Below are 21731 nucleotides of genomic sequence, written 5' to 3'. Positions count from 1 at the left end.
ATGCGAGGTCTAAATTAAAATTCGGATGAAGGAAAGATGAGTAAGCGTTTCCGAGTGGGAAAGTTTTTGGAATTCGATTTGCGAACGGGAAATGGAAAAGATCCGAACTAAATCCTCGAAACCTATTCTAAAATGTTCAAAAACTTGGACAGGAAAAGGTAGGATAGAGCGGGAGTCCTCTATTTCTTTTTTGATGGAAACAAGATCCCAATCGCATACGGGACCACTATCCCGATTTTGGTCCTGATGACATGGAGAAGATTCCGAGGAGCCTGCTTCGATTTCGCAAAAGGGTCCACAATTGAATGCAGGTACGAGAATAGAAAGTAAGGCGCATGCCACCAGAACTTTCAACGATCTCGATTTCATTCTTCCAGAGTAGCAGTCGGCTCAATAAAGTAAATTGAAAAAACTGGCGACTACCCTTGTATGGAGGACTTGATTTTTATCAGTTTGTAAGAGTTCTAACGAGAACGGACCTTCTTCTTTTTTGCCGCAACTTTACGTTTAGTAGCAGTTTTCTTAACGGTACGTTTAGCCGATTTTTTGCGGGCCGCTTTTTTCTTTGCAACTGTCTTCTTGGAAGAAGATACTTTCGACTTTATGACCTTCTTTTTGGGAGCAGATTTCTTTTTTAAAGAAGAAGCTTTATTTGCTTCCGCTAAAGATTTTCTGAACCAGAATATAAGGTCTTGGTCATCTTCTAAAATTTCTTCCGGAACTTCCCAATAGGAAACTCTTACAAGTTTGCCGTCTTTGCCCGCGTACGTAAATGGAGCCATTCCCGCGGATTCATACTCTGCTTGGTTGGATTGTCCTACTCTAAAATACAAACGATCTTTGATGACCATTGCAAAAATTTGAGATCCGGAATATACTCCAAAACCTCCGAACATATTCTTATAAGATAAGGGGCCGCAAACTTTTAGTCTGTCTTGGACATGTGTAAGAAAAGAACTCATAAGCAGGGGATTGTCTCCGAGTACAATAAATTGACAAGAAGAAAATCCGATACTCTTATAAAACTGCTTTTAATGTATCTAATACTTGCCCGCTCTTCTCTAATTTTCCGAAAGAAAGAACCTGAGTAGGACAATTTACCACACAAGCCGAACATCTGACGCACTGGACGCTGTCCATCGGCCTTCCCTTGTTCGCATAATTCATTACGTCGATTCCTTGGTGGCAAACGGAAGTGCAAATATTACATGAGATACATCTTTTCTTCTCGGAGAAGATCCGGAACTTACTGAACTTAGCGTAAATATGCATGAGTGCCGAAAGCGGGCAAAACATTCTGCACCAGATCCTGCCGGAAAACATAAAATAAGCTCCGACTCCTACAACTCCGCCAAGACCTAAGTCTACAATTAGATCATAATATACTTTGACCGAATCTGCGCCGAATTCCAAGGGCCAGAAAAATTGTCCTGAACTTCCGATGAGTTTGGCCACGGTGAGAATTGCAGCGATGAGCAAGATCCATTGGCCTGAATGCTCCAACTTGTAAGCTAATTTTCCGTGAGGCATTCTATTCCTGTACTCGTCGCCCAGGGTTTCCGCCAATCCGCCACAGGAACAGATCCACCCGCAATAAGCACCTTTTCCGAATTTATAGACTAGATAAGGAATGAGCCCAAAGCTCATTAGAAATCCATAAATTAGCCAGAAGGTAGTGATCCCTCCGTCGTATAACACTCCCATGTTCAAAGGCCAAGCAAGGATAAATCCGTACGCTTTCCAGTAGGCGCCGTCCGGGAAAACCTGGGTGAGTAAAAACCCGTTAGAAGGACCTAATATTCCTTTATCTCCTAAGAATGGGAGAATGATCTCCGGCAATAGGAAGAGAGGGAATATCTGTATGAGGATTAAAGTTATCGTTTGTAATTTTATGTATTGTGTCGGTCGGACCTGGATCCTTCTGATCCCGAAAAATAATATGGTGGCGGAATATAAAACCGTATAGTGAAAGTTTGGATACTTCCCGAATAAATAGAATCCCAAGTATTTAGCGCTTAAATACACCGCAGAGAAGTAAAGTGCCGCAGAAAGTAGATAAAGATTTTTGAATGTTCTCCATCTCAAAGAGGAAAATGTTCCTTTAGAAAATAAAAAACGAACGGAAGAAAGTGCAAATACGATCCCCGAACCTAATGCTACCCAAGAATACCAAAAAGACGCGTAAAAAGACGCCTTTCCAAAATATAAAAATAATGCGAAAGAGAATAAGGAAACAAATCCTATGACTTCTTTAGAGTTAAGTGAATTTCTGATCTTTATTCCTATTCTTTCGAGAAAAGAAAGAGGGGGTTCGGATCCGATCAATACTAGAGAAGAATCTATTTTTTCGGTTCTTGTCTTAGATCCTTGTTTAATAAGAACCTGTTTGGATCCGAATTTTTGGAGAGTAGAATTCGGTACGAACCTGATCTTATTTTCTTTGATTGCTTTTTCGAATTTACGTTTGTTCTCTTCTTTCGGTCTGGAAATTTCTGACTCTCTGTATGATAACGTAACGGAAGAAGAAACGTCGACTAGGGAGAGGGCCGCTTCTATTGCGCTATCTCCTCCCCCTATGACTAACGTATTTTGTCCCCGAAAGTCCTGGGGATCTATCAGTCTATGAAAAACGTTTTCTTGTTCTTCTCCGGGAATCCCTAAACGTCTACTGTCCCCTGATTTTCCTATCGCTAGTACTACATAAGTGGTATGGAATTGTTTTCCCGATTCGGTTCGGATCTCAAAACCTTGCTCCGATCCTCTAGAAGGTTGGATCATTTCTACCTTCTCACCGTTCAAAATAGGGAGTTTATGCTTTTTTAATACTTTTTCCAAGCTTTTGAGAAGATCTTCCTTGGTCGTATCTTTGATCTGGATAGGGGAATCCACCTTTAGTTCGGAAGGTTCCGCAAAGATAGGTTTACCTTTTGGATAACTTGTAATCGTATGAAACGGTTGGTTCGCTTCTAAGATAAGGAAGTCTAGCCCATTCTTCTTTGCTTCGATACCGGCTGCGATCCCTGACGGTCCTGCTCCTATGATCAAAACATCCAGATTACCTTTTGTTTTCTTTTTTGGTTTTCGTAAAATACTCTGGATTACCGAAACGCCACTCTTTACGGAATATTTTAGAAGAGGAACGCCTGTCAGATCTCCCGAGATATAGATTCCAGGAATAGAACTCTCGAATTCCGAATTTGTTTCCGGATATTTTTCGGACTCGCCTTGGGGAGCGTCATTATTCAACCAATCGAAATACTTTGGAACAAAGGATAATAAGCTCATAACTGTTGCAGATGTTTAGAAATCGGCTTGCCCGCTCTGATCTAAAAAGAAAACTCCTGCTTAAGTGGATTTTTTGCAAGGATTCAAAACAAAAAACCGATTTTTCTATTTTATCACTGCGGTACTTGGCTTTGCGGGATTCTGTATCTCCTTAGGAAGAGTAGCAGTCGATCCGAGACTCGCTGATTTCTTTTATAATTCCGATTCTCTTTTTTTTTCCATAATTTACCAGGAACTTTTTCTAAAACCCGGAGCAAACTTATTAATATCGTTAAAGGGCTTCGGTTGGACTCCTGCCTTATATTTTTTCCCCGATTTAGCTCAGTATTTTGCACTTAGAACCATTTTTTTATCGATGGAGAACGGCGGATGGGAGCTTACCCATTTATCTTATTCTGCATTTCAATGGATCTTTCTTTTGTTCGGAATACTATTCCTTTTGCAGAAGTTTTCGAAGGAAAAAATTCCATATGAAAAGGCGAGTTTGGTATTAGCCTTCGGTCTTTTTATAGGGATCATATTAATTTTATTTAAACAAGATCTATTCGTATTTTTACCCGGATTTCACGGAGGAAATCTAACGGTTCTGTGTTGGGCGTGGGGGATCTTTTATAGATGGGAAGTATCGAACTCCAAAAGGGACTTTGTTTTGGTTGCCCTAGCGGTGTTCTTGTTCTCTTTAAGCGATTTACTTTTTATTCCATATTTTCTAATTCCCGCTTTAGGATTGCATCTTTATCATTGGTGGATCCAAGAAAGGTCCATCCATAAAATTCAAAAAGTTGCATATACCTACTTCCCTGTATTTTTGGGGATTGTTCTTTCTCGCATCCTTTTTCAAATTTTACGCAAAAACAATTTTGTATTCTTCCCCGGAACCGCAGCTCCGGAAAAGATAACGAATACGATTGCGTCCTGGAAATGGGAAAGTTTCTTGCATTCTTTTTCTTATTTATGTAAGGAAAATTGGGTCTATATTGTTTTGATCCTTTCTTTTTTCTGCGTATTAAGGTTTTTGCAAAGAAAGGAAGAAGGCGCAAATTTAACTAAACCAGCCTATCTTTTCTTAATTTTAGGTATTTTGGTTCCTTTCGTTTTTCTAATATACGGATTCGTTTTCGGACTTACGGGAAAGGCCGGTATCCAGGGAATAGATCGATATTTTGGAGAGATACTTCTTGGGTTTTTAGGGATCAGTGCGGTTTTTATTTTGAGGATCTCTGATATTCCGATCGCTAAGTTTGCAATGGGCTGTTTGTTCACTATTGGGATTGTTTTAGGGATCTATACTTCCTATTCTAAAGGTTTGGGGCTAACTCATTACCCGGCTAAAGTTGCTTGTTTAGACGAACTTGCAGATAAACATCATTTGAAAAGAGGGATCGCCAGTTTCTGGTACGTAAGACCAATGAGGATCTTCTCTAAGAAGGGTATAGAGCCTGACGATTATCTTTACGACCTAATGTTATTCTATTGGCAGAATAATCTAAACTGGTTCGAAAGAGAAAATCCACCTTACACTTTCGCGATCATAGACGGTGTGGACGAAAAGATCGTAAAAAGAAAATTGGGAGAACCGGTTTCGATTTATTATTGCGATAAGGTTCCTATTTATACATTTGCAGATCCTGAAAAAAGTTTGGAGTTTATAAAAGAGAACCGAAGTAAGATCGATCTTTGGAGATTTTCCACAAATCGGTATTAAGATATATGGATATCGTTTATCCTTCTCATCCATTCCGCCAATTCCTGGTCTTGGTCCTGTTTGGAAAGTTCTAAGCTGTTAATGACTCTTTTTCTTCTTTCTAACGGATGGTTTTGGCTGAGCTTTAATTTTGCTTCGTAACTCAACTGATTGATCTCAAATCCTTTTATTTTTCCCAAAAGTGAGTTTCTTATTTCCGGTTTAGGAGTTTGGTATCCGTAGTTTGAATTTTCCGATTCGAAATACAGAATGGAGTCCTGAAGCACCTTTTCCGTAAGGTCCTTATCTAAAAGGCGTAAAGTGCCTTTCGCATGCACTGAAATATAATTCCAAGTAGGAACGGTTTGCTCCGACTCGTACCAACTGGGAGAAATATAAGCATGAGGACCGTGAAATACGCATAAGACCGGAGAGTCTTCTTGTAGAAGAGGATTGTCTGCCGCCATATGACCGACTAAGCTAGATCTGTCTTTGGAGAGAAGCAAGGGGACATGAGTTGCCTCCAGTCCAGCTCCAATTGTGGAGATCAAAACGGCAAAAGGGTATTTTCCGATGACCTCGTGAATTATATCAAGGTTTTCTAATTTAAAATGTTCTGGAGTATACATTATTTATTTGGATCTATTCTTAGGATCTGTCCCGCACCGAAGTCCGCTATATAAACGGATCCTCTTGCATCTTTTCCGAAGCTGGAAATTAATACCGGCCATTTTCCTAGGGAGTAAGCTTCTTTTACTGGGCTTCCGTCTTTAGGGAGATCGATTGCCCAAATCCTTCCGGATACAAAATCTCCGAAAACATATTTGCCGTGAAGATCTGAAATTCGATCGTTAGTAACTACGTAGCCGCCTGTGATGGAGCTCCCGTCTTCTCTTCCATATTCGTAAATAGGATCCGTTAGTCCTTTTTTATCGCAGTCCGTTTTAGGTTCGAAACAATGAGTCGCTTCCATTTTGTTCCAACCGTAATTTTTTCCCGCTTCTACTATATCAACTTCTTCAAATAGATCCTGGCCCACATCTGCGATGATTAATCTTCCGGAAGGGTCGAAAGAATATCTCCATGGGTTTCGGAAACCGTACGCGAATGTTTCCGGTTTGAATGCAGGATCGTTTAAGAAAGGATTATCTTTTGGCACTGAATATTCTTTGCCCGGATCTTTTGAGTTCACGTCAATCCTGAGAACCGAACCTAAGAATGTAGATGGATTTTGTCCGTTACCTTTCGGATCTCCCATCCATCCTCCGTCTCCCCAAGCGATGTATAATTTACCGTCCTTTCCGAATGCCAATTGCCCCGCGTTATGATTTCCGTAAGGTTGTTTGACTTCCATCAGTATCCTTTCTTTGGAGAGTTTTGCCTTTTTAGGATCCTTAGGGAGATCCATGGTCCATTCGGAAACTCTGCTAAATTCTCCGTTCTTCTTTGCTACATAGTTCAAATATAGAAGAGGTTTTTCGGGAAATTCAGGATGGAGAACCACTCCCAAAAGTCCTTGCTCTGAATCTGTAGAGATTCCATCAAGTTTTATTAATACACCGGAACTTCCGTCTTTTGGATCCAGCCATTTTAAGGCTCCGGTCTTTTCCGCGACCAAGAAGATGTCCGGTCCTGGGATCATAAGCAGATCTACAGGTTGTTCGAATCCTTTTCCGATCGTAGTAAGGCCGATCTTGATCTTCTTTCTTTTTTCGTCGTTTTGGTTGAAGACCGCAACCAAGCCGGATTCTTTTCCTTCCGCTTTGTATTTTGCCATGTCGTCCACATTTGCCACCAACAAGCGTCGTATATCGTCGCAAGAGACTAGGAACAGTATGAGTGAAATTGCCGGGATAAGAAAGGATCTATAGAAAGAAAGTTTCATGATCCGAATTCTTCCTTCGAGCAAGATTATATCCAGTCTTTTTCTGATTGGAATCCGCTTGACCGTCCAATTTAGGCAAGAAGTCTTTCTGAAGTGAATTTAATCGAACGTATATTGGATCGAAGAGAAACTAAACTACTCTTTGTACTCGTTTCTTTTTTCATCTTTCTGATCGGTCTTGGGACTATCTCCGGTTCCGAATCAACTTCCAAGGCATTTTATTCTACAGATTCTTTATTTTTCGCAAATGTATTTTCCGAACTCATGAAAGGATACGGAGAAGGTAACGTGCTTTCCGGATTGAAAGATTGGACCTGGACTCCTTCGTTTTATTTATTTCCGGATCTGCTTTTATATATTCTGCTTCGACTCCTCGCAATTCAAGTCAATGCTCTGTTAGAGGTCGTTCATTTAGGATATGCGATTCTGCAATGGACATTCTTGTTTTTTTCCTGGAATATATTATTCAAAAGATTTCTTCCGGAAGAATCAAAGGTTAGTCTTCTTTATCGGGGAAGTATTTGGTTTGTTTTAGGCGGCCTTTTCCTCGCTCAAAATCGTTTTTTACCTTTATTCCTTCCCGGATTTCATACAGGAACTTGGTGCGTCCTTCCTATATCTTGGGCTTTGTTTCTCGCTCCTAAAAAGAATATAACCAATTATGCATCGGAGTTCCTTTTAATTTTTATAGCGGCTCTTTCGGATCCGTTGTTTTTACCTTCTTTTTTGGTCCCGGTTATTTTATACGAATCGTTTACTCACCTAAGAAGGATGTTCAATGAGCCTAAATCTATCTTTTCATACAGCATAAAATGGATCCCTATCGTTTTGGGATTATTCGCAGGAGTTAAAGTTTATTCGCTGCTCGTAAAAAATCATTTCGTATTCTTCCCGTATCGCTACTTTGAAAAAAGTATATTTGAAAATTATAAAATGATCTTCGGAGCTTCTTTTTGGAAAAGTCTGTTTATTCTTTTCAGTTCTTTTTCATGGATAATTTGGGGCCTTCTTCTTTTATGTGCCGCTGTATTCTTTAGATTAAGAAAATTCAGAAAAGGAGATGTGCAGTTCCAAAATTTGAATTTATTATATATATTTTCCGGCGTTGTTTTACCAATCTTCTTAATTTTTATCGCATATCTTTCGGAAGATATTCTGCCTGAAAAAATCCCATTTCGTTATGTTGGGATTTTGATTCCGAGTTTGTTCGGGATTTGGTGTATTCTAGTCAGAGGGGAAACCTTAAAGATCGGTACCTTCTTCGTTAGTATCTATGCAGTGATTTATTTATCTTCTTCCACATTAAAGAATAAACCTCTAAAGATTGAATACTATCCGGATTGGATATCCTGCTTAGATGATTTGGGTAGAAAGAGCCATCTGCAAAGAGGAATGGGCGGTTTTTGGACTTCTGCTCCGGTCCGAAATTTTTCCAAAGCAGGGTTAGTTGCGGATTATTATTTACCGGATCTGAGCATTCGACCTTGGCAAAATACTTTTAGCTGGTACAGTTTAGATACGAATTATTCTTTTGCGATATTAACCGAATTAGATGAAGAAGTTTTAGTAAAAACTTTTGGACCGGGGGGTCGTACGGAAGATTGTTCCGGAACGAAAATTTACGTATTCCCTACGAAGAACGAAAAACCCATGAAGGATTTTATCTTACTGAAAAAAACCGAGATCGATACTTGGAAAAAATTTACGGGAAGGGAATGAAGAAGATTGGAGCGTATCGGGATCGAACCGATGACCTTCTGAATGCAAATCAGATGCTCTCCCAGCTGAGCTAACGCCCCTTGTATCAGGGATGAGTGGAATTAGGACCGGTTTGGAAGTGCCGGAATTCCGACTCCACTCTTTCTAAACCGTTTGTACCTGGGCCTGATAAGACTTGAACTTATGACCCCGCGCTTATCAAGCGCGTGCTCTAACCAACTGAGCTACAGGCCCGGTAAGAGACATGATTTTTATTCGAGATTCTCTGGCAAGGGATTTTTAGAATAACCGACAGGTTTTGCATTTACGGATTTCAAGATTCACCTTAGATTTGCCGCGTGAGATCCGGAAAAATTACCTTCTTTGTCCTCCTGATCTCTTCCTTTCATTTTCACTGTGGTCTTGTCGGATCAGGCTTGGAACATTCTTTTGCAAAGAATGGAGCTCTGGATCTAAGTAAACATTCTTTCGAAGACGGTAAGATCATTCCTTTAGATGGCGAATGGGAATTTTATTGGAAAGAATTTATTTCACCCGGTGATTTCTCCGATCCGAAATATAAATCCAAAAAAAAGTTCATAACTGTTCCTTCGGTTTGGACGGAAAGTTTTTCTAAAGATCCTGACGCTGCAGGGCATGGTTATGCTACCTATCGGCTTAAAATTAGATTGGGAGAAAGAAAGCAAGCCTTGGCTCTGAAAATTCCTGATTTAGGGACTTCTTATGTGCTTTATGCAAACGGAAAGAAGATCGCGAGTGTAGGAGAGATCGGAAAAACCGAAGAGGAAGCGAAAGCAAAGTATGAGTTGAAAATTGCCTTGGTTTCCTCTTCGGAAAACTTGGAGTTAGTATTTCATGTTTCCAATTTTCAAAACAGATGGGGTGGAGTTTGGAATTCCATTCAGCTAGGAGAATGGGAAAACGTTCTGCAGGATGTTCGGAAACGGCGGGACTTGGAATGGGCATTGGTACTCATCGCCGCCACGATGTCTTTCTATAATGTGTTCTTTTATTTTTTTAGAAGGAACGAATCAGCTCACTTACTATTCGCATTTCATTGTTTTCTGATCATGATCCGTTCTTTAACAAACGGAGATTCCAGACTGGCTTATGAATTTTTACAGGGAATTTCTTGGGAGCTTCCGAATCGTTTGGAATATATTAGTGTGTATGCTTCGGGTCCGACTCTATACGCGTTTCTATACAGATACTGTAAGACCGAGTTCTGGAGAAAATTCGGTCAATATATCTGCATTCCTTATTATTTAGCAGTGTTTATCGTATTATTTTTTCCGAATGCATATTATACTCTTACGCTTCTGCCAATCGCATTATATATGCCTTTGGTTACGATGCCCATATGGCTGGTTCTACTTGCAATCGGTTTGAAAAGAAGGATAGAAGGTGGGGTGATCTTATTTGCAGGTTATGTCGTGATTAGTCTAACGACTGTGAATGATATCATGCTCTTTTTCGGATTTTGGAAAAGCACTTATCTCATCCAATACGGGGAAGTTGCGCTGATACTTGGATATTCCGTTTTGATCTCCAAAATTTTTTCGGAAGCATTCAAACGTTCCGATACGTTAGGAACAAAGATGAAGTCCCTTGTGTTCTCCACTAGAGAGATTATGCAATCTTCTTCGTACGATAAGGCGGCAGATACCGCCTTAAAGATCCTGCACGAAAACGGGAAAGAACAAACAGTCTATGTATATTTGGAAGAGCCGAATTCTTCCGTTTGGAAAAGGTATTCTATCTCACCCTTAGGAACTTTCGAAAGTGTGGAAGTTTATAAGTATGATGTGCAAAATCTTTTAGGTTTGGACCCTTCTTCTTTATCCGGACCTGTGAATCAAAATAATAGACTGATCGTATCCGTTCAAGATGAGCAACTTTATAAATTGATCTTTGATCTTCCTTTTCAAGAATATTCGGATGATTCCCAGATGGATTGGGTAAGAGGGATCGCGGATGCACTTGCATTTTCAGTGTACAATATCGCAAGACAAGATAGGGAGAAACTTGCAATCATAGGAGAACTTTCAGCGGAGATCGTTCATGATCTAGGACATCCGATCGCGATGATCCGGCAAAATCTGAAAAACATCGGGTCTCAAAAAGGAAAATCCAAAACCGGTTCTCTTTTTCAAGCAGAGAAGGAGGTGAATGCTCTTACGAATCTTACCTTAGATATATTAGATTTTTCTAAAAATAGGATTATCTTGGATCTACAGAACACTGATATAAAAACCTACTTTAAGGAAATTTTCGAGGATTTGGAGACCTTTTTCCAATCTACCAAAATGAAGTTGGTTTTTAAGATAAACGCAAAGGGAAGTATTCGTCTCGACCCACTTCGTATTCGCAGGTTGATCTTTAATCTCGCAAAAAACGCAGCAGAAGCCACAGACGAGAAAGGGATCTTTTCGATTCGGATCGAAAAAGAGGAGAACGTCGTCTATTTGATCTTTGAGGACAATGGAGAAGGATTCAGTAAGGACATGGAAAAATACATTTTCGATTCGGGATTCGGAAGTAAAAAACCTTACGGAACAGGACTCGGACTTTCTATTATTCGTAAAATTGTATCCGCTCATGGAGGAGAAATACTTGTTTCTACGGAAGAGGGGAAGGGGACAAGATTTACGATACTTCTTCGTTCTTAATAGGAATTTAAGGACTTGAGTTGGACTAAAATTCTGGTTAATTCCACCATATTATCGACTTCTAACTTTTTGAAGATGGACGCTCTATGAGCCTCCACCGTTCTCACGCTCAGTTTTAAATCTTCTGCGATCTCTCGGTTTAATTTGCCTTTGGATAAAAAGTTCAGTATCTCACTTTCCCTTTTTGTAAGCTTTTTAACGATCTCGGCTACTTCTCTAATATGTTTTTCATCATAGCTGAAGTTTGCGATCTCTCCGGGGAATACCTTCCCTCTATTTAATACTTTTTTAATGGAAGCCATGATGGATTCCATAGAGTCGCTTTTTAGAATATAACCGTCCGCACCTGCGGAAATAGCTTCTTGTAAATAAGACCAATCCCTATGCATCGTCAAAAATACGATCTTCATGTCCGGGAATTTTTTGCGGATGGAATCCAATTCCTTGATCCCATTCTCATCTTGGAGAGAAACATCGCAGATCAGGAGATCGGGGTGAGCGAAGCTCATCATTTTGGTTCCTTCTTTTATCGAAGGGGCAGAACCACAATATTCGTAATCTCCGGAAGCCTTGATCTCGGCTTCCAATCCGGATCGAACGATCGGATGATCGTCTATTAAGAATATTTTAGGACGGGTTCGGACGGACATTTTTTTGGATTTTAAAGAATATAGCACGAATGGCAATCCTTAAAATTTTCCGAACCCGCGGAAATATTATAAAATTATGAAGGACTTCCTTTTAATTGAATTCGTAGATAGCTTCAGATTCGTTATAAGATCCGTAGCCAGGTTGGGTGCAGGTAGTTTCTGCATACCAAGGATCGAATCCGCCAAACCCAGTTCCACTTGTATAATAACTTCTGGTAGTAATTCCGCCGTCTGTCGGGTAAGTGCATCGTCCGCTGCGAGTATATGTGCCTCCGTTTAAGCCGTTACAATCGTTCGAAGCCCCTACGTATGTGGTTCCGCTAGCCAAGGTATCATAACATCTGGCGTAGTCCATTTGGTTGGAAACCGAAGTCGCTTGGATTTGACCGTTTGCGATATTCGTTCTATAACTTGCGGGGAATGCGCCGCTAGAATATTTTACTTCTATAATGTAAGTCCCGCTCGCAAGATTTGCCTTTTTGAATTGGGCTCCTACTTTTCCGTTTTCCACAATTGTGGTTTTGGAACCGGTCGGGCTGCTATAATAGTATAAGTTCAGATTGGCCCCGAAATATCCGAAGATATTAAAAAGAACATCCCCTGTACTTCCTAACGTAATTCCGAGATAGCTACTTTGATCCGCAGCGCTAACAAGTCTGCTATAACTGTTCGGGGCTCCTAAGGTAATGTCTACTATAGGTCTATATCTTACGGTTTTTGAAAGGAACGGATTTCCGTTTTTGGTGACCACAAGCTGTAAAGTGGTATTTTCTGTGATCCCCGAGACGCTAGGCATGATAAATTCTAGACTTCCGTCCCCGGGAAGACTGATCCCGGTTGCTGCCTCTCCTCCGATAGTGATCGTATAATCCCCTGCAACTCCTGTGAAATTATTTGTAGTAAGAATATTGTCCGAACCTGGGAAACCTTTTTCAAAAACGATATCGGCGACAGGAAGACTATTAAGTGCGACTAAATACATTAAAGGATCGGTACCGCTATTGTCTTTTTTACAACCTAGCAGTCCTATCGTGTAGAATAAAAGAATATAGATCCAAGCTTTTCGATTAGGGTTCATGATTTCCTTGCCTTTTTTGAGGAAAATTATGGACCCTATGTAAATAAATTTCTATTCGTAGAATTACTAGGTTTGAGCTTCGTTATGAGTAGAAGCCGAAGGCGTTAGGATTTTTTGGATCACCTAACCTTTATATTCCTTTTAAAACTGATCCCTTTATTCCCGAGCACAGTCAGCCAGAAGTTGGAGTCTCGGATGACGAAATGATACACCAAGAAAGTGACAGCATAAACTAAAAAGATATGAATAGAAAATTTGGCCCAAATAGAAAGGTGAGTGTTTACCACTAAGAATCCGATTCCGAGAGAAATAGGATGATGGATCAGATACACCGGTAAACTGGACTCTCTTAAATAAAAACTGAGTTTTCCCGCTTTGTTGAAAAATAGCTGGAAGAGTCGGATGAAAAACGAGATCCAGATCCATCCGCCCAAACACTTTAGAAAAATATGAAGTATTCTGTTCCAGTATCCTGTATATCCGAAATAAGACCAGTATGGATCGATTGTGCTGATCCAATAAAATAATCCGAAAAAGATAAGAGATAAAAATCCGAGTAGGATGATCTCGAAACGATCAGTTTCTCCTTTTAAGATCGTACTTTCTTTTCCGATCAAAAAACTTCCGAATAGGAAAAAGCTGAAATCATATATGAACTGGACCGGTTCTATATTGAAGTATTTTTCGTCCTTTAAGAAAAAGTAATTAATCCCGCAAGTCCAAATCGTGCACCAAATTCCTGCAATGAGTAATGTTTCCCATTTTATGCTGGATCTTTTTTTAGTCACTGCTTCTCCGTATCTGGAAGAAGGTAGTATGAACGCACCGATCCTGGAGATTACCGGACGGACGCCGAGATATAAAAATGTGTATAACGCTAAATAGAGTATGAACCAAAGATGGGAAGGAGCCGGATTCTTAAGTAAGAATTCTTCCCATAAAAACTTGAAATAATTCCCTTGGTAACCTTCCTGTAATGCGTTCACATAATATTGCATCGGTGCGAACAATATGATCCCCGGTATCAGGGGGAGGATGATCCTTAACCCTCTAAGTCTTAAAAATTCCTTTAATGTTTTAGAAAGATAGATCCTCTCCGTAAAATATCCGGAAAGTACAAAAAACATAGGCATTCTGAAAAGATGGACCCATTCTCCGAATACGTCAAAAGCTATAGATCTATCATTATTTCTTAATGGATATATGATGATTGCGGCATATACTATCGCCACATGGAACGCTAAGCCCAATAGTAGCGCAAAGGATCTGAGATTGTCTAAATAATCCAGCCTGCTTTGTTTGGCCGGTGAGCTTTGTTCAGCCAAGAATTACTGGTCCAATGTGTATTTAAAAAACGTATCCCGTATCAATATATGGCTGGGATCGTTTTTAGGTTGTTCGATCAATTTGTCTTTTACTAAAAGATTGATCGCGGATACCAAATCAGTGTGTTCCAATCCGACTCTTAAGATGGCCCATTTCATAAACGCGGCCAAATGTACCTTGTATTGTCCCTCTATCTGTTCTCCCCTCGTTTGCGCGAAAGTGACGAGTGCGGAAGTAACAATATTCTTTCTGTCTCCTTTTAAAAGACTAGCTATGGTTTGGTTGGTCTCTCTCAATCTGGAAGAAAGCATTTTTACCATCTTTAAAGAGAAAGAAGGGTTGGTCTGGATTAGGTTATAGAACACACTCTCGGTGATCGCAAATAATAAGACGTCGGTTTTTGCGATGGCTCTTGCACTTCTGGGCTTACGATCCACCAGCGCCATCTCACCGAACATATCCCCTTCTTTCAGTTCTATTAGAAGTTTGAATGCTTCTTTTACTTTTTTATGGATCCCCACTTTTCCGGAAAGGATCAGATACATTTGGTCTGCAGGTTCGTTCTCGTCGAAAATAACAGCGGATTCCTTAAAGCGGAGACCGTGTTTGTTTACCATATCTTCGGAGATCTTCATGCTAAAACGGACTGGAAAAGTTTTTAGTCCTCATGTACGATATCGGCGATTGGTTGGGAGCCGCAATCAATTATTCTGGTAAGAAGGCGGGAACCTCAGAATTTTACGTTGACTGCCCGACCTTCGTAAGTAGCGTCTCATTCGTTTTCCCTAAGGAGGGAATCGTGAACACGAAAAAAATCCTCCTGCTCTCTGCAGCGTTCATTATCATTTTTATAATAGGTTTTGCACTCAAACCTTCTCCTATCCAACCCATTGCCTACCAACCTCCTGTGGATACGGGTTTGATCGGCGCCTTCCAAGAGAACAAAGCTTTGGAATCCGCAGAACTAATCGCACTCGGAAAGATACATGGTCCTGAAGATATCGAACCGGATGACGACGGTAATATTTACTCTGCGAGTGAAGATGGCAAAGTGTATCTCATTTCCAAAGACGGAGAAATGAAAGCGCACGCATTCACGGGAGGGCGTCCTCTTGGAATGAAATTATTAGGGGACGGTTCCATCATAGTTGCGGACGCGATCAAAGGTCTTCTTCAGATCGGCAAAGATGGAAAGGTAGAAGTGTTGAGCACCGAATCCGAAGGAGTTCCTTTCAAATTCACGGACGATCTGGATGTAGCTAAGGACGGGACTGTCTATTTTTCGGATGCGAGCGATAAATACGGCTCGGCGGAATATTTGTATGATCTAATGGAGTCTGTTCCTCACGGTCGTTTATTGAAATATGATCCTCGTACAAAAAAGACGACAACTCTCATGAAAGATCTTTTTTTCCCGAATGGTGTGGCACTTTCTAAAAACGAGGATTTTCTAGTATTAAACGAAACTTATAAATATAGGATCCATAGATATTGGATCAAAGGACCTAAGGCGGGAACAAGCGAGATCTGGGTGGAGAACCTTCCCGGTTTTCCGGACAATATTTCTTCGGACAGAAGGGGTCACCTCTATTTAGCGTTATTCACCGTTCGTAATAATATGGTGGATAAGATCCTCCACCCTCGTCCTTGGGCAAAATCTATCGTGGCCAAACTCCCAAAATTTCTTTGGCCTAAACCTCAACCGTACGCTTTTGCCGTGATCCTGGACGAAAACGGGATAGTAGAGGCGAGTTTCCAAGAGCCTAAGGGAAAACACTTAAAAGAGATAACCTCCGTAAAAAGAAAAGGGGAGTATATCTATCTGGGAAGTCTTCATAACGACAGGATAGGGAAGTTTAAGCTCCCTTCCGAATTAATAAAAGAATAAATAAGGAAAATTGAATATATCATGGATTTATCCATACCAAAGGAATTAGACGAGATCAGGGCAAAGGCAAAAGCATTCGTGGATGAGGTTGCCATCCCTGCAGAAGATCATTACGATTACGATCATGGTAGAATGCCTGAGCCAATCGTTCAAAAATTGAGAGAAGAAGCCAAAAAAAGAGGCTTATGGACTGCACATCTTCCCAAGTCGGAAGGCGGTTTGGGTCTGGATTTAGTAGGCACAGCGCTTGTATTCAGCGAGTTGGGACGTTCTCCGATCGCTCCTTATCTTTGCAATTGTGACGCCCCGGACGAGGGCAATATGCACCTTCTTCACTTAGCTGCGAACGAAGAGCAAAAGAAAAAGTATTACCATCCTCTTGTAGAAGGAAAGATTCGTTCCGGGTTCGCAATGACCGAACCTCCTCCAGGCGCAGGTTCCGATCCTACCTCCCTTTCGACTAACGCGGAGAAGGACGGTGATCATTATATTCTGAACGGTCATAAATGGTACTGCACCGGGGCCAACGGCGCTTCCTTTTTGATCGTGATGTCCAAGGTAAACGATAGTTTCAGACGCACTTCTATGTTCTTAGTTCCGACAGATGCTCCCGGATATACGATGGTACAGGAGATCGGGGTTTTAGGTTCGCATGGTCCGGGCGGACATTGCGAGTTAAAATTCGAAAACGTAAAAGTGCATGAGTCCCAAGTATTGGGAAAAATCGGAGAAGGTTTCCGCCTTTCCCAAGAGAGATTGGGACCAGCAAGACTCACACATTGTATGAGATGGATCGGACTTGCCAGAAGGTCTATGGAGATCGCAAGAGAATATGCGATCAAAAGAGAATTGTTCGGCGGAAAACTCGCAGATCACCAAGGGATCCAATGGATGTTTGCGGAATCCTCTTTGGAAATAGAATCGGGCTTTTTACTTACATTAAAGGCGGCCGACATTCTTCGCAAAAACGGGGATGCAAGACAGGCAGTTTCGTTAGCTAAATGGCAGGTGAGTGAAACGTTGAACAAATGTATAGACAGGGCCATTCAGATCTGCGGATCTCACGGTTTTAGTCGTTATCTTAAATTAGAATTATTTTATAGAGATGCAAGAGCCGCAAGGATCGCAGACGGCCCTACCGAAACCCATAAGATGGTGATCGGCAGGAATTTAATATCCGGAAAGGAGAGCTTCTGATCGTGAAAGATTCCGAATTGAAGGAAAGACTGGAATCATATTTAGGAAAAAGGCTCCAAGGAACAGTAGAAATCGCTAATATGGTTTCTCTTTCGGGAGGAGCCTGCCAGGAAAATTTTTCCGCGGACATAAAGGTGAACGGCGGTCCCGAGTCCGGACAATACCAGACCGTATATCGAACCGATAAAGGCGCTTCTTTGCTTGCTTCTCTGTCCCGGATCGACGAGTTCAAAGTTTGTAGAATGGCCTTTGAAGCAGGAGTCAAAACTCCTGAACCGTTTTGGTTGGAATCTGATAACTCTGTAACCGGTAATCCATTTTATTTTATGAAAAGGATCCAAGGTAAAGCTACAGGAAGATTCGTAGTGAAGGATCCGAGTTTGAATAAGGTCCGTAAACAAATTATGCAAGAACTTGCGGAAAATCTTGCACGTATCCATTCGGTGACTCCTGAAAAATGTAAGGATGAGAAACTAAAAGAAGTTTTGAATCTAGGACAACATATAAGCGGCAAAACGGTAGCCCAAGGTTCCGTCCAGGCCTTACGCACCCAATTGGAGTCCATGGACGGAGCATACCCGGCAATGGAAATCATTTTGAATTGGTTGGAGAAGAATGCTCCCGAAAGTGATGCCGAAGTTCTAATTCATGGAGATTTTAGAACGGGAAACTTTATGGTAAATTCAGAAGGTTTGCAAGGGATTGTGGACTGGGAATTTGCGCATTGGGGAGATCGTCATGAAGATCTAACTTGGTTATGTATGAGAGATTGGAGATTCGGAAAACTAAATAAAGAAGCGGGTGGCTTTGCGGATCGTTCCGAGTTCTATGAGATCTACGAAAAGGCTTCCGGCGTAAAATTGGATCCGATCAAGATTAGATATTGGGAAGTGATGGGAAACCTTCGTTGGGCGATCGGTTGTATTGGCCAAGCAGAACGTCATCTTTCCGGAAAGGATAAAGGAATCGAGCTCGCGTCCATAGGAAGAAGGGCCTGCGAGATGGAATACGAGGCCATGAGACTCATAGAAGAGTCCATAAAATAAGGGAATCATAATGCAGGATAAACCAAGCGCGACGGAATTATTGGAAGCGATCCAGGATTTTCTAATGAAGGAAGTTTTGCCTGAATTTAAGGACAAGGATCTTTTAGCGTATAAAACATTAGTAAGTTGGAATATGCTCGGAGTGATCTCCAGAGAAATACGTTCCGGAGAAGAATCCTTGGATAAGGAGCTTTCTAGACTATCCTCCTTACTCGGCAAAAAAACGGATTTTCCTAAAACTTGGAATGAAAAGAAGAATCTGACTTCTGCTTGGAATGAAGAGTTAAGAGATATTATCCGAAAGGAAAAAAAATCTTTGGAAGATACGGAATACTGGAAACATATAAAAGAATCCGTTATCGAAAAAGTAGAGATCGTAAATCCTAGATTCACTACGGAATCCTAAATATGTCCGCTATATATTTGATTCGCCACGGACAGGCGAACTCCACAGGAGAGGATTACGATCTATTGACCGACAGGGGAAAAGAACAGGCATTTGCCCTTGGAAAGTATATGGCTTCTAATGGAGATTTTCCGGATAAGATCATCTCAGGGACAATGAGAAGGCATAAAGAGACCGCCGAATTTTTTATGAAAGGAGTAAGTTCCGTACATTCCGATCTTAAGACCACATCCAATTTTCATTCTTTCGATCCTAACTGGAATGAATTTCCCCCCGAATTGTGGAAAAAATATGCGGAATATCTTTCTGCAGTTAGACCTGACTTTCAAAGATCATTATTACAATTTTCTAAAGTGCGATTGAAAGGCGGAGTTCGATCCGCAGCCTTATTTTTTAAATTGACCGAGGAAATCTTGTCTTTCTGGAGAAAAGGGGACTTTACTCCGGAAGGGATCGAAACTTTCGCTCATTTTCAATCCAGGGTGGACTTAGCCTGCGATACTTATTTCCAACCTGGCGATGCGGAAAAACTTTTTATTTTTACTTCCGGAACTCCTATTTCTTTAACTTTGAAGAAGATGCTTAGACAAGATGAAGATGTTTTTACTTGGATGCCTTGGATCTGGAACAGTTCTGTAAGTATGTTTCGTTGGGTAAGAGGAAGATATATACCGGTGAGTTTAAACTTCCTTCCTCATATTCCGGATAAGAGTTCAAGGACATTATACTAAAAAAGTGTGGACTTCGGCCTTTGAAGGTGTAGGATTCTGCCCCGCTGATCCGCATGAATTCCTTGGGTACTGTACTAGAAATTCGTTCCTCAAAGGATAGAAATTTAGGATTTCTCTCCATATACTTAGGGTCTGCATTCGTTCTCCTACTGTTTCTTCTTATATATTTCACGGATGAAACGGAATTATTACGCATTTACGATAATATACATTGGACCTCGTCTATCGCGATCGCTACGATCACTGCTTGGTTCGGTTACAGATCTTCAAAAGGAGAGACCAAAAGATTCAGATTCTGGTTTTTTTTAGGACTTCTTTCCTATCTTTTGGGCCAGGTAGTTTGGGATATCCAAGCTCTCTCCAAGTTCTATAGTTTTCCTGCGCCAAGCGACTTATTCTATCCATGGTTAGGGCCATTCTTTGCCATAGGATTTGCTCGGTTCTTAAAAGATAGAGTTCCAACTAATCGGATGAAGGTGGCCGTAATGGACGCATTAGGACTTGCGATCGCAGTTCTTGCGGTTACCCTAGTATTATATCTTTCTAAAAAAGAAGATAGACCTTGGTTCCAATTATTGACCTTATCCGTTTATCCGGTATTCACGCTTTCTGCCGCCTGCATAGGCGCCTTGATGAAACCTTCCTTACGTTTAAAGGCGGACTTTTCTTTTTTATGTTTGGTAATCGGGCTAGCGGGGATGGGGATCAGTTGGTTGCAATGGAATTCCATATTTTTGATCAGCGTTCCGGAAGACGGGACATTAACAAACGCAGGCTTTTCGGCCAGTATTCTGCTTTTAGGATATGGGACTTTGACCTGGGCTCCAAGTTCTTCCGGAGAAATTGAAAAAGAATCGGGAACAGAGAGCGGACTCTTAAGAATTCTCCCCTTATTAGAAGTCGTCGTTTGTTCGGCAGCTATCGTTCTTTCTTTAACTTTACCGGGTTTGCCCGAGATCATTCGATTAGTGATCTGGTTCTGTTCCGGCGTAATGGTGGTGATAGCAAGTTTGAGACAAAGTTTACTAGTGTCCGACTTGGCAACTGCGGAACTAGTGATCCGAAACGCGAATAAAAAATTAGAGATCACAGTTGCGGAAAGAACGGAAGAATTAATATCAACTAATACGTATTTGGTGACTGCCAACGATAAACTTAGAGCAGCCATGGACGAACTCAGAAAGACACAAGAAAATCTGGTTCGATCCGAAAAGATGGCCGTTTTAGGAAGGTTGATGGCGGGGATAGCGCATGAGTTGAATACTCCGTTAGGTGCGATTCGTTCTTCCACCGAAGGAATTCTTTCCATTCTAAGCGAACCTTGGGAAAAGCTCTTAAAAGATTATTCCAGTTTTAATAAGGAAGAAAGAGAATTCTGGGGGATACTTTTCAAGATGGGAAGTTCAGTCAATTCGGACTTCGATTCCAAGGAAGAAAGATCCAAAAGAAAAAGATCGGAAATTATTTTAAAAGAATCCGGCATAGAAAATTCTCTCGTGATGGCGGATGCTTTGACTGATCTGGGAATTTCTCCCGATCAAGTTTCCGAATTGGCGGATAAGATCCCAAAAGGAGAGAGAGGGTGGATGATCGTAAGCAATGCATCCGCACTTTCCGGTATTTCCAGATCCAGCCAATTGATCTTAGATGCTTCTATCAAGGCATCAAGAGTGATCCAAGCGTTAAAAAGTTATGCTTCCGGAGAAGGAGATTGGAAACCTCACTCCGAATCGGTTTCTCCTAAAGAACAGATAGAGAATATTATCACATTATACTATTCTAAAATAAAAAACAAGGTGCTTGTGGATGTCAATATTCCGGAATTCGCAAGAGTGCTGGGAGATCCGGAAAGGTTATATCTGATCTGGACCAATTTGATCACAAATGCCTTACACGCAATGAATTACTCCGGCAGAATATTCGTAGATGCGGAACGAAAAGGCGACTTTTGGGAAATTTCCGTTCAAGACACCGGAAGCGGAATACCCACAGAGATCAAGGACCGGATTTTTGATCCATTCTTCACCACCAAATCACCTGGAGAGGGGACCGGGCTTGGCCTAGATATTTGCAAAAATGTGGCAGAAGAACACGGAGGCACCATTCGATTCGTCAGTTCGGAAGAAGGTACTACATTCTACGTTACCCTCCCTGCAATATCCTAATT

General features: G+C 41.1%; 18 protein-coding genes and 2 tRNA genes. 9 read left to right on the top strand and 11 right to left on the bottom strand.

Annotation, left to right across the window (positions count from 1 at the left end):
• Positions 1-9 precede the first annotated feature (9 nt).
• The 3 genes from LEP1GSC185_RS14790 to LEP1GSC185_RS14780 form a co-directional block, all read right to left on the bottom strand.
• Entirely contained in the window at positions 10-369 is a 360-nt protein-coding gene (locus tag LEP1GSC185_RS14790; RefSeq protein ID WP_010515901.1) for a hypothetical protein, read from the bottom strand.
• Between the two features lie 95 nt (positions 370-464).
• A complete protein-coding gene (locus tag LEP1GSC185_RS14785) occupies positions 465-962 on the bottom strand; it encodes a TfoX/Sxy family protein (protein WP_008594367.1) in 498 nt (165 codons plus the stop codon).
• A gap of 55 nt (positions 963-1017) precedes the next feature.
• Positions 1018-3285, bottom strand: a complete 2268-nt coding sequence (locus LEP1GSC185_RS14780; protein ID WP_008595843.1) for an NAD(P)-binding domain-containing protein — start codon at positions 3283-3285, stop codon at positions 1018-1020.
• Positions 3286-3349: 64 nt separating this feature from the next.
• Between LEP1GSC185_RS14780 and LEP1GSC185_RS14775 the strand changes: the two genes are divergently transcribed.
• On the top strand, positions 3350-4990 hold the full coding sequence (locus LEP1GSC185_RS14775; RefSeq protein WP_008593781.1) for a hypothetical protein: 1641 nt from the start codon (positions 3350-3352) through the stop codon (positions 4988-4990).
• Here LEP1GSC185_RS14775 and LEP1GSC185_RS14770 read toward each other — a convergent pair.
• Positions 4987-5598: an FMN-binding negative transcriptional regulator gene (locus tag LEP1GSC185_RS14770; protein ID WP_008594544.1), complete on the bottom strand. Its 612-nt coding sequence runs from the start codon at positions 5596-5598 to the stop codon at positions 4987-4989. The two genes, LEP1GSC185_RS14775 and LEP1GSC185_RS14770, sit on opposite strands and share 4 nt — an antisense overlap.
• Positions 5598-6854: a PQQ-dependent sugar dehydrogenase gene (locus LEP1GSC185_RS14765; RefSeq protein WP_010515899.1), complete on the bottom strand. Its 1257-nt coding sequence runs from the start codon at positions 6852-6854 to the stop codon at positions 5598-5600. Before LEP1GSC185_RS14765 ends, LEP1GSC185_RS14770 begins: the two co-directional genes overlap by 1 nt.
• Before the next feature lie 93 nt (positions 6855-6947).
• On the opposite strand from LEP1GSC185_RS14765, the gene LEP1GSC185_RS14760 reads away from it, so the two are divergent.
• A complete protein-coding gene (locus tag LEP1GSC185_RS14760) occupies positions 6948-8573 on the top strand; it encodes a hypothetical protein (RefSeq protein ID WP_008597028.1) in 1626 nt (541 codons plus the stop codon).
• A gap of 7 nt (positions 8574-8580) precedes the next feature.
• Here the strand turns inward: LEP1GSC185_RS14760 and LEP1GSC185_RS14755 are convergent.
• Both LEP1GSC185_RS14755 and LEP1GSC185_RS14750 read right to left on the bottom strand, forming a co-directional pair.
• Positions 8581-8653: transfer RNA gene (locus tag LEP1GSC185_RS14755), tRNA-Ala, on the bottom strand.
• 80 nt (positions 8654-8733) lie between these two features.
• Positions 8734-8807 (bottom strand) — tRNA-Ile (locus tag LEP1GSC185_RS14750).
• 182 nt (positions 8808-8989) lie between these two features.
• On the opposite strand from LEP1GSC185_RS14750, the gene LEP1GSC185_RS14745 reads away from it, so the two are divergent.
• Positions 8990-11242, top strand: a complete 2253-nt coding sequence (locus tag LEP1GSC185_RS14745; RefSeq protein ID WP_232298505.1) for a sensor histidine kinase — start codon at positions 8990-8992, stop codon at positions 11240-11242.
• Here the strand turns inward: LEP1GSC185_RS14745 and LEP1GSC185_RS14740 are convergent.
• The 4 genes from LEP1GSC185_RS14740 to LEP1GSC185_RS14725 form a co-directional block, all read right to left on the bottom strand.
• Positions 11239-11919: a response regulator gene (locus tag LEP1GSC185_RS14740; protein ID WP_008596895.1), complete on the bottom strand. Its 681-nt coding sequence runs from the start codon at positions 11917-11919 to the stop codon at positions 11239-11241. The genes LEP1GSC185_RS14745 and LEP1GSC185_RS14740 overlap by 4 nt on opposite strands.
• A 64-nt stretch (positions 11920-11983) precedes the next feature.
• Positions 11984-12970: a hypothetical protein gene (locus tag LEP1GSC185_RS14735; protein WP_008593472.1), complete on the bottom strand. Its 987-nt coding sequence runs from the start codon at positions 12968-12970 to the stop codon at positions 11984-11986.
• A gap of 119 nt (positions 12971-13089) precedes the next feature.
• On the bottom strand, positions 13090-14295 hold the full coding sequence (locus LEP1GSC185_RS14730; RefSeq protein ID WP_008597020.1) for an acyltransferase family protein: 1206 nt from the start codon (positions 14293-14295) through the stop codon (positions 13090-13092).
• Between the two features lie 3 nt (positions 14296-14298).
• A complete protein-coding gene (locus tag LEP1GSC185_RS14725; RefSeq protein WP_008593875.1) occupies positions 14299-14931 on the bottom strand; it encodes a Crp/Fnr family transcriptional regulator in 633 nt (210 codons plus the stop codon).
• A gap of 32 nt (positions 14932-14963) precedes the next feature.
• Between LEP1GSC185_RS14725 and LEP1GSC185_RS14720 the strand changes: the two genes are divergently transcribed.
• From LEP1GSC185_RS14720 to LEP1GSC185_RS20265, 6 genes are read left to right on the top strand one after another with little or no spacing between them, the layout of a single operon-like run.
• Positions 14964-16184, top strand: coding sequence for an SMP-30/gluconolactonase/LRE family protein (locus LEP1GSC185_RS14720; RefSeq protein ID WP_008595237.1), 1221 nt, complete (start codon positions 14964-14966; stop codon positions 16182-16184).
• 21 nt (positions 16185-16205) lie between these two features.
• Positions 16206-17381, top strand: coding sequence for an acyl-CoA dehydrogenase family protein (locus LEP1GSC185_RS14715; RefSeq protein ID WP_008593628.1), 1176 nt, complete (start codon positions 16206-16208; stop codon positions 17379-17381).
• A 2-nt stretch (positions 17382-17383) separates the two neighbouring features.
• A complete protein-coding gene (locus LEP1GSC185_RS14710) occupies positions 17384-18427 on the top strand; it encodes a phosphotransferase family protein (protein ID WP_008594928.1) in 1044 nt (347 codons plus the stop codon).
• A gap of 10 nt (positions 18428-18437) precedes the next feature.
• Complete coding sequence (locus tag LEP1GSC185_RS14705) at positions 18438-18833, top strand: DUF6285 domain-containing protein (RefSeq protein WP_008594451.1); 396 nt, start codon at positions 18438-18440, stop codon at positions 18831-18833.
• 2 nt (positions 18834-18835) lie between these two features.
• Positions 18836-19564 (top strand): histidine phosphatase family protein, encoded by a 729-nt coding sequence (locus LEP1GSC185_RS14700; protein WP_008595410.1) that lies wholly within the window; start codon positions 18836-18838, stop codon positions 19562-19564.
• 53 nt (positions 19565-19617) lie between these two features.
• Positions 19618-21729 carry a sensor histidine kinase gene (locus LEP1GSC185_RS20265; protein ID WP_008594604.1) on the top strand — a complete coding sequence of 704 codons (2112 nt, stop codon included), beginning with the start codon at positions 19618-19620 and terminating at the stop codon, positions 21727-21729.
• Positions 21730-21731 lie beyond the last annotated feature (2 nt).

Origin of the sequence: Leptospira licerasiae serovar Varillal str. VAR 010 (assembly GCF_000244755.1) — a bacterium.
Classification (GTDB): Bacteria; Spirochaetota; Leptospiria; order Leptospirales; family Leptospiraceae; genus Leptospira_B; species Leptospira_B licerasiae.
The sequence above is the reverse complement of the archived record's forward strand: the minus strand, read 5'-3'. Positions and strand labels throughout refer to the sequence as shown.

Coding starts and splice junctions, on each gene's coding strand:
- LEP1GSC185_RS14790 (WP_010515901.1), bottom strand. CDS start 369: ATGAAATCGAGATCGTTGAAAGTTCTGGTGGCATGCGCCTTACTTTCT.
- LEP1GSC185_RS14785 (WP_008594367.1), bottom strand. CDS start 962: ATGAGTTCTTTTCTTACACATGTCCAAGACAGACTAAAAGTTTGCGGC.
- LEP1GSC185_RS14780 (WP_008595843.1), bottom strand. CDS start 3,285: ATGAGCTTATTATCCTTTGTTCCAAAGTATTTCGATTGGTTGAATAAT.
- LEP1GSC185_RS14770 (WP_008594544.1), bottom strand. CDS start 5,598: ATGTATACTCCAGAACATTTTAAATTAGAAAACCTTGATATAATTCAC.
- LEP1GSC185_RS14765 (WP_010515899.1), bottom strand. CDS start 6,854: ATGAAACTTTCTTTCTATAGATCCTTTCTTATCCCGGCAATTTCACTC.
- LEP1GSC185_RS14735 (WP_008593472.1), bottom strand. CDS start 12,970: ATGAACCCTAATCGAAAAGCTTGGATCTATATTCTTTTATTCTACACG.
- LEP1GSC185_RS14725 (WP_008593875.1), bottom strand. CDS start 14,931: ATGAAGATCTCCGAAGATATGGTAAACAAACACGGTCTCCGCTTTAAG.
- LEP1GSC185_RS14720 (WP_008595237.1), top strand. CDS start 14,964: ATGTACGATATCGGCGATTGGTTGGGAGCCGCAATCAATTATTCTGGT.
- LEP1GSC185_RS14715 (WP_008593628.1), top strand. CDS start 16,206: ATGGATTTATCCATACCAAAGGAATTAGACGAGATCAGGGCAAAGGCA.
- LEP1GSC185_RS14705 (WP_008594451.1), top strand. CDS start 18,438: ATGCAGGATAAACCAAGCGCGACGGAATTATTGGAAGCGATCCAGGAT.
- LEP1GSC185_RS14700 (WP_008595410.1), top strand. CDS start 18,836: ATGTCCGCTATATATTTGATTCGCCACGGACAGGCGAACTCCACAGGA.
- LEP1GSC185_RS20265 (WP_008594604.1), top strand. CDS start 19,618: ATGAATTCCTTGGGTACTGTACTAGAAATTCGTTCCTCAAAGGATAGA.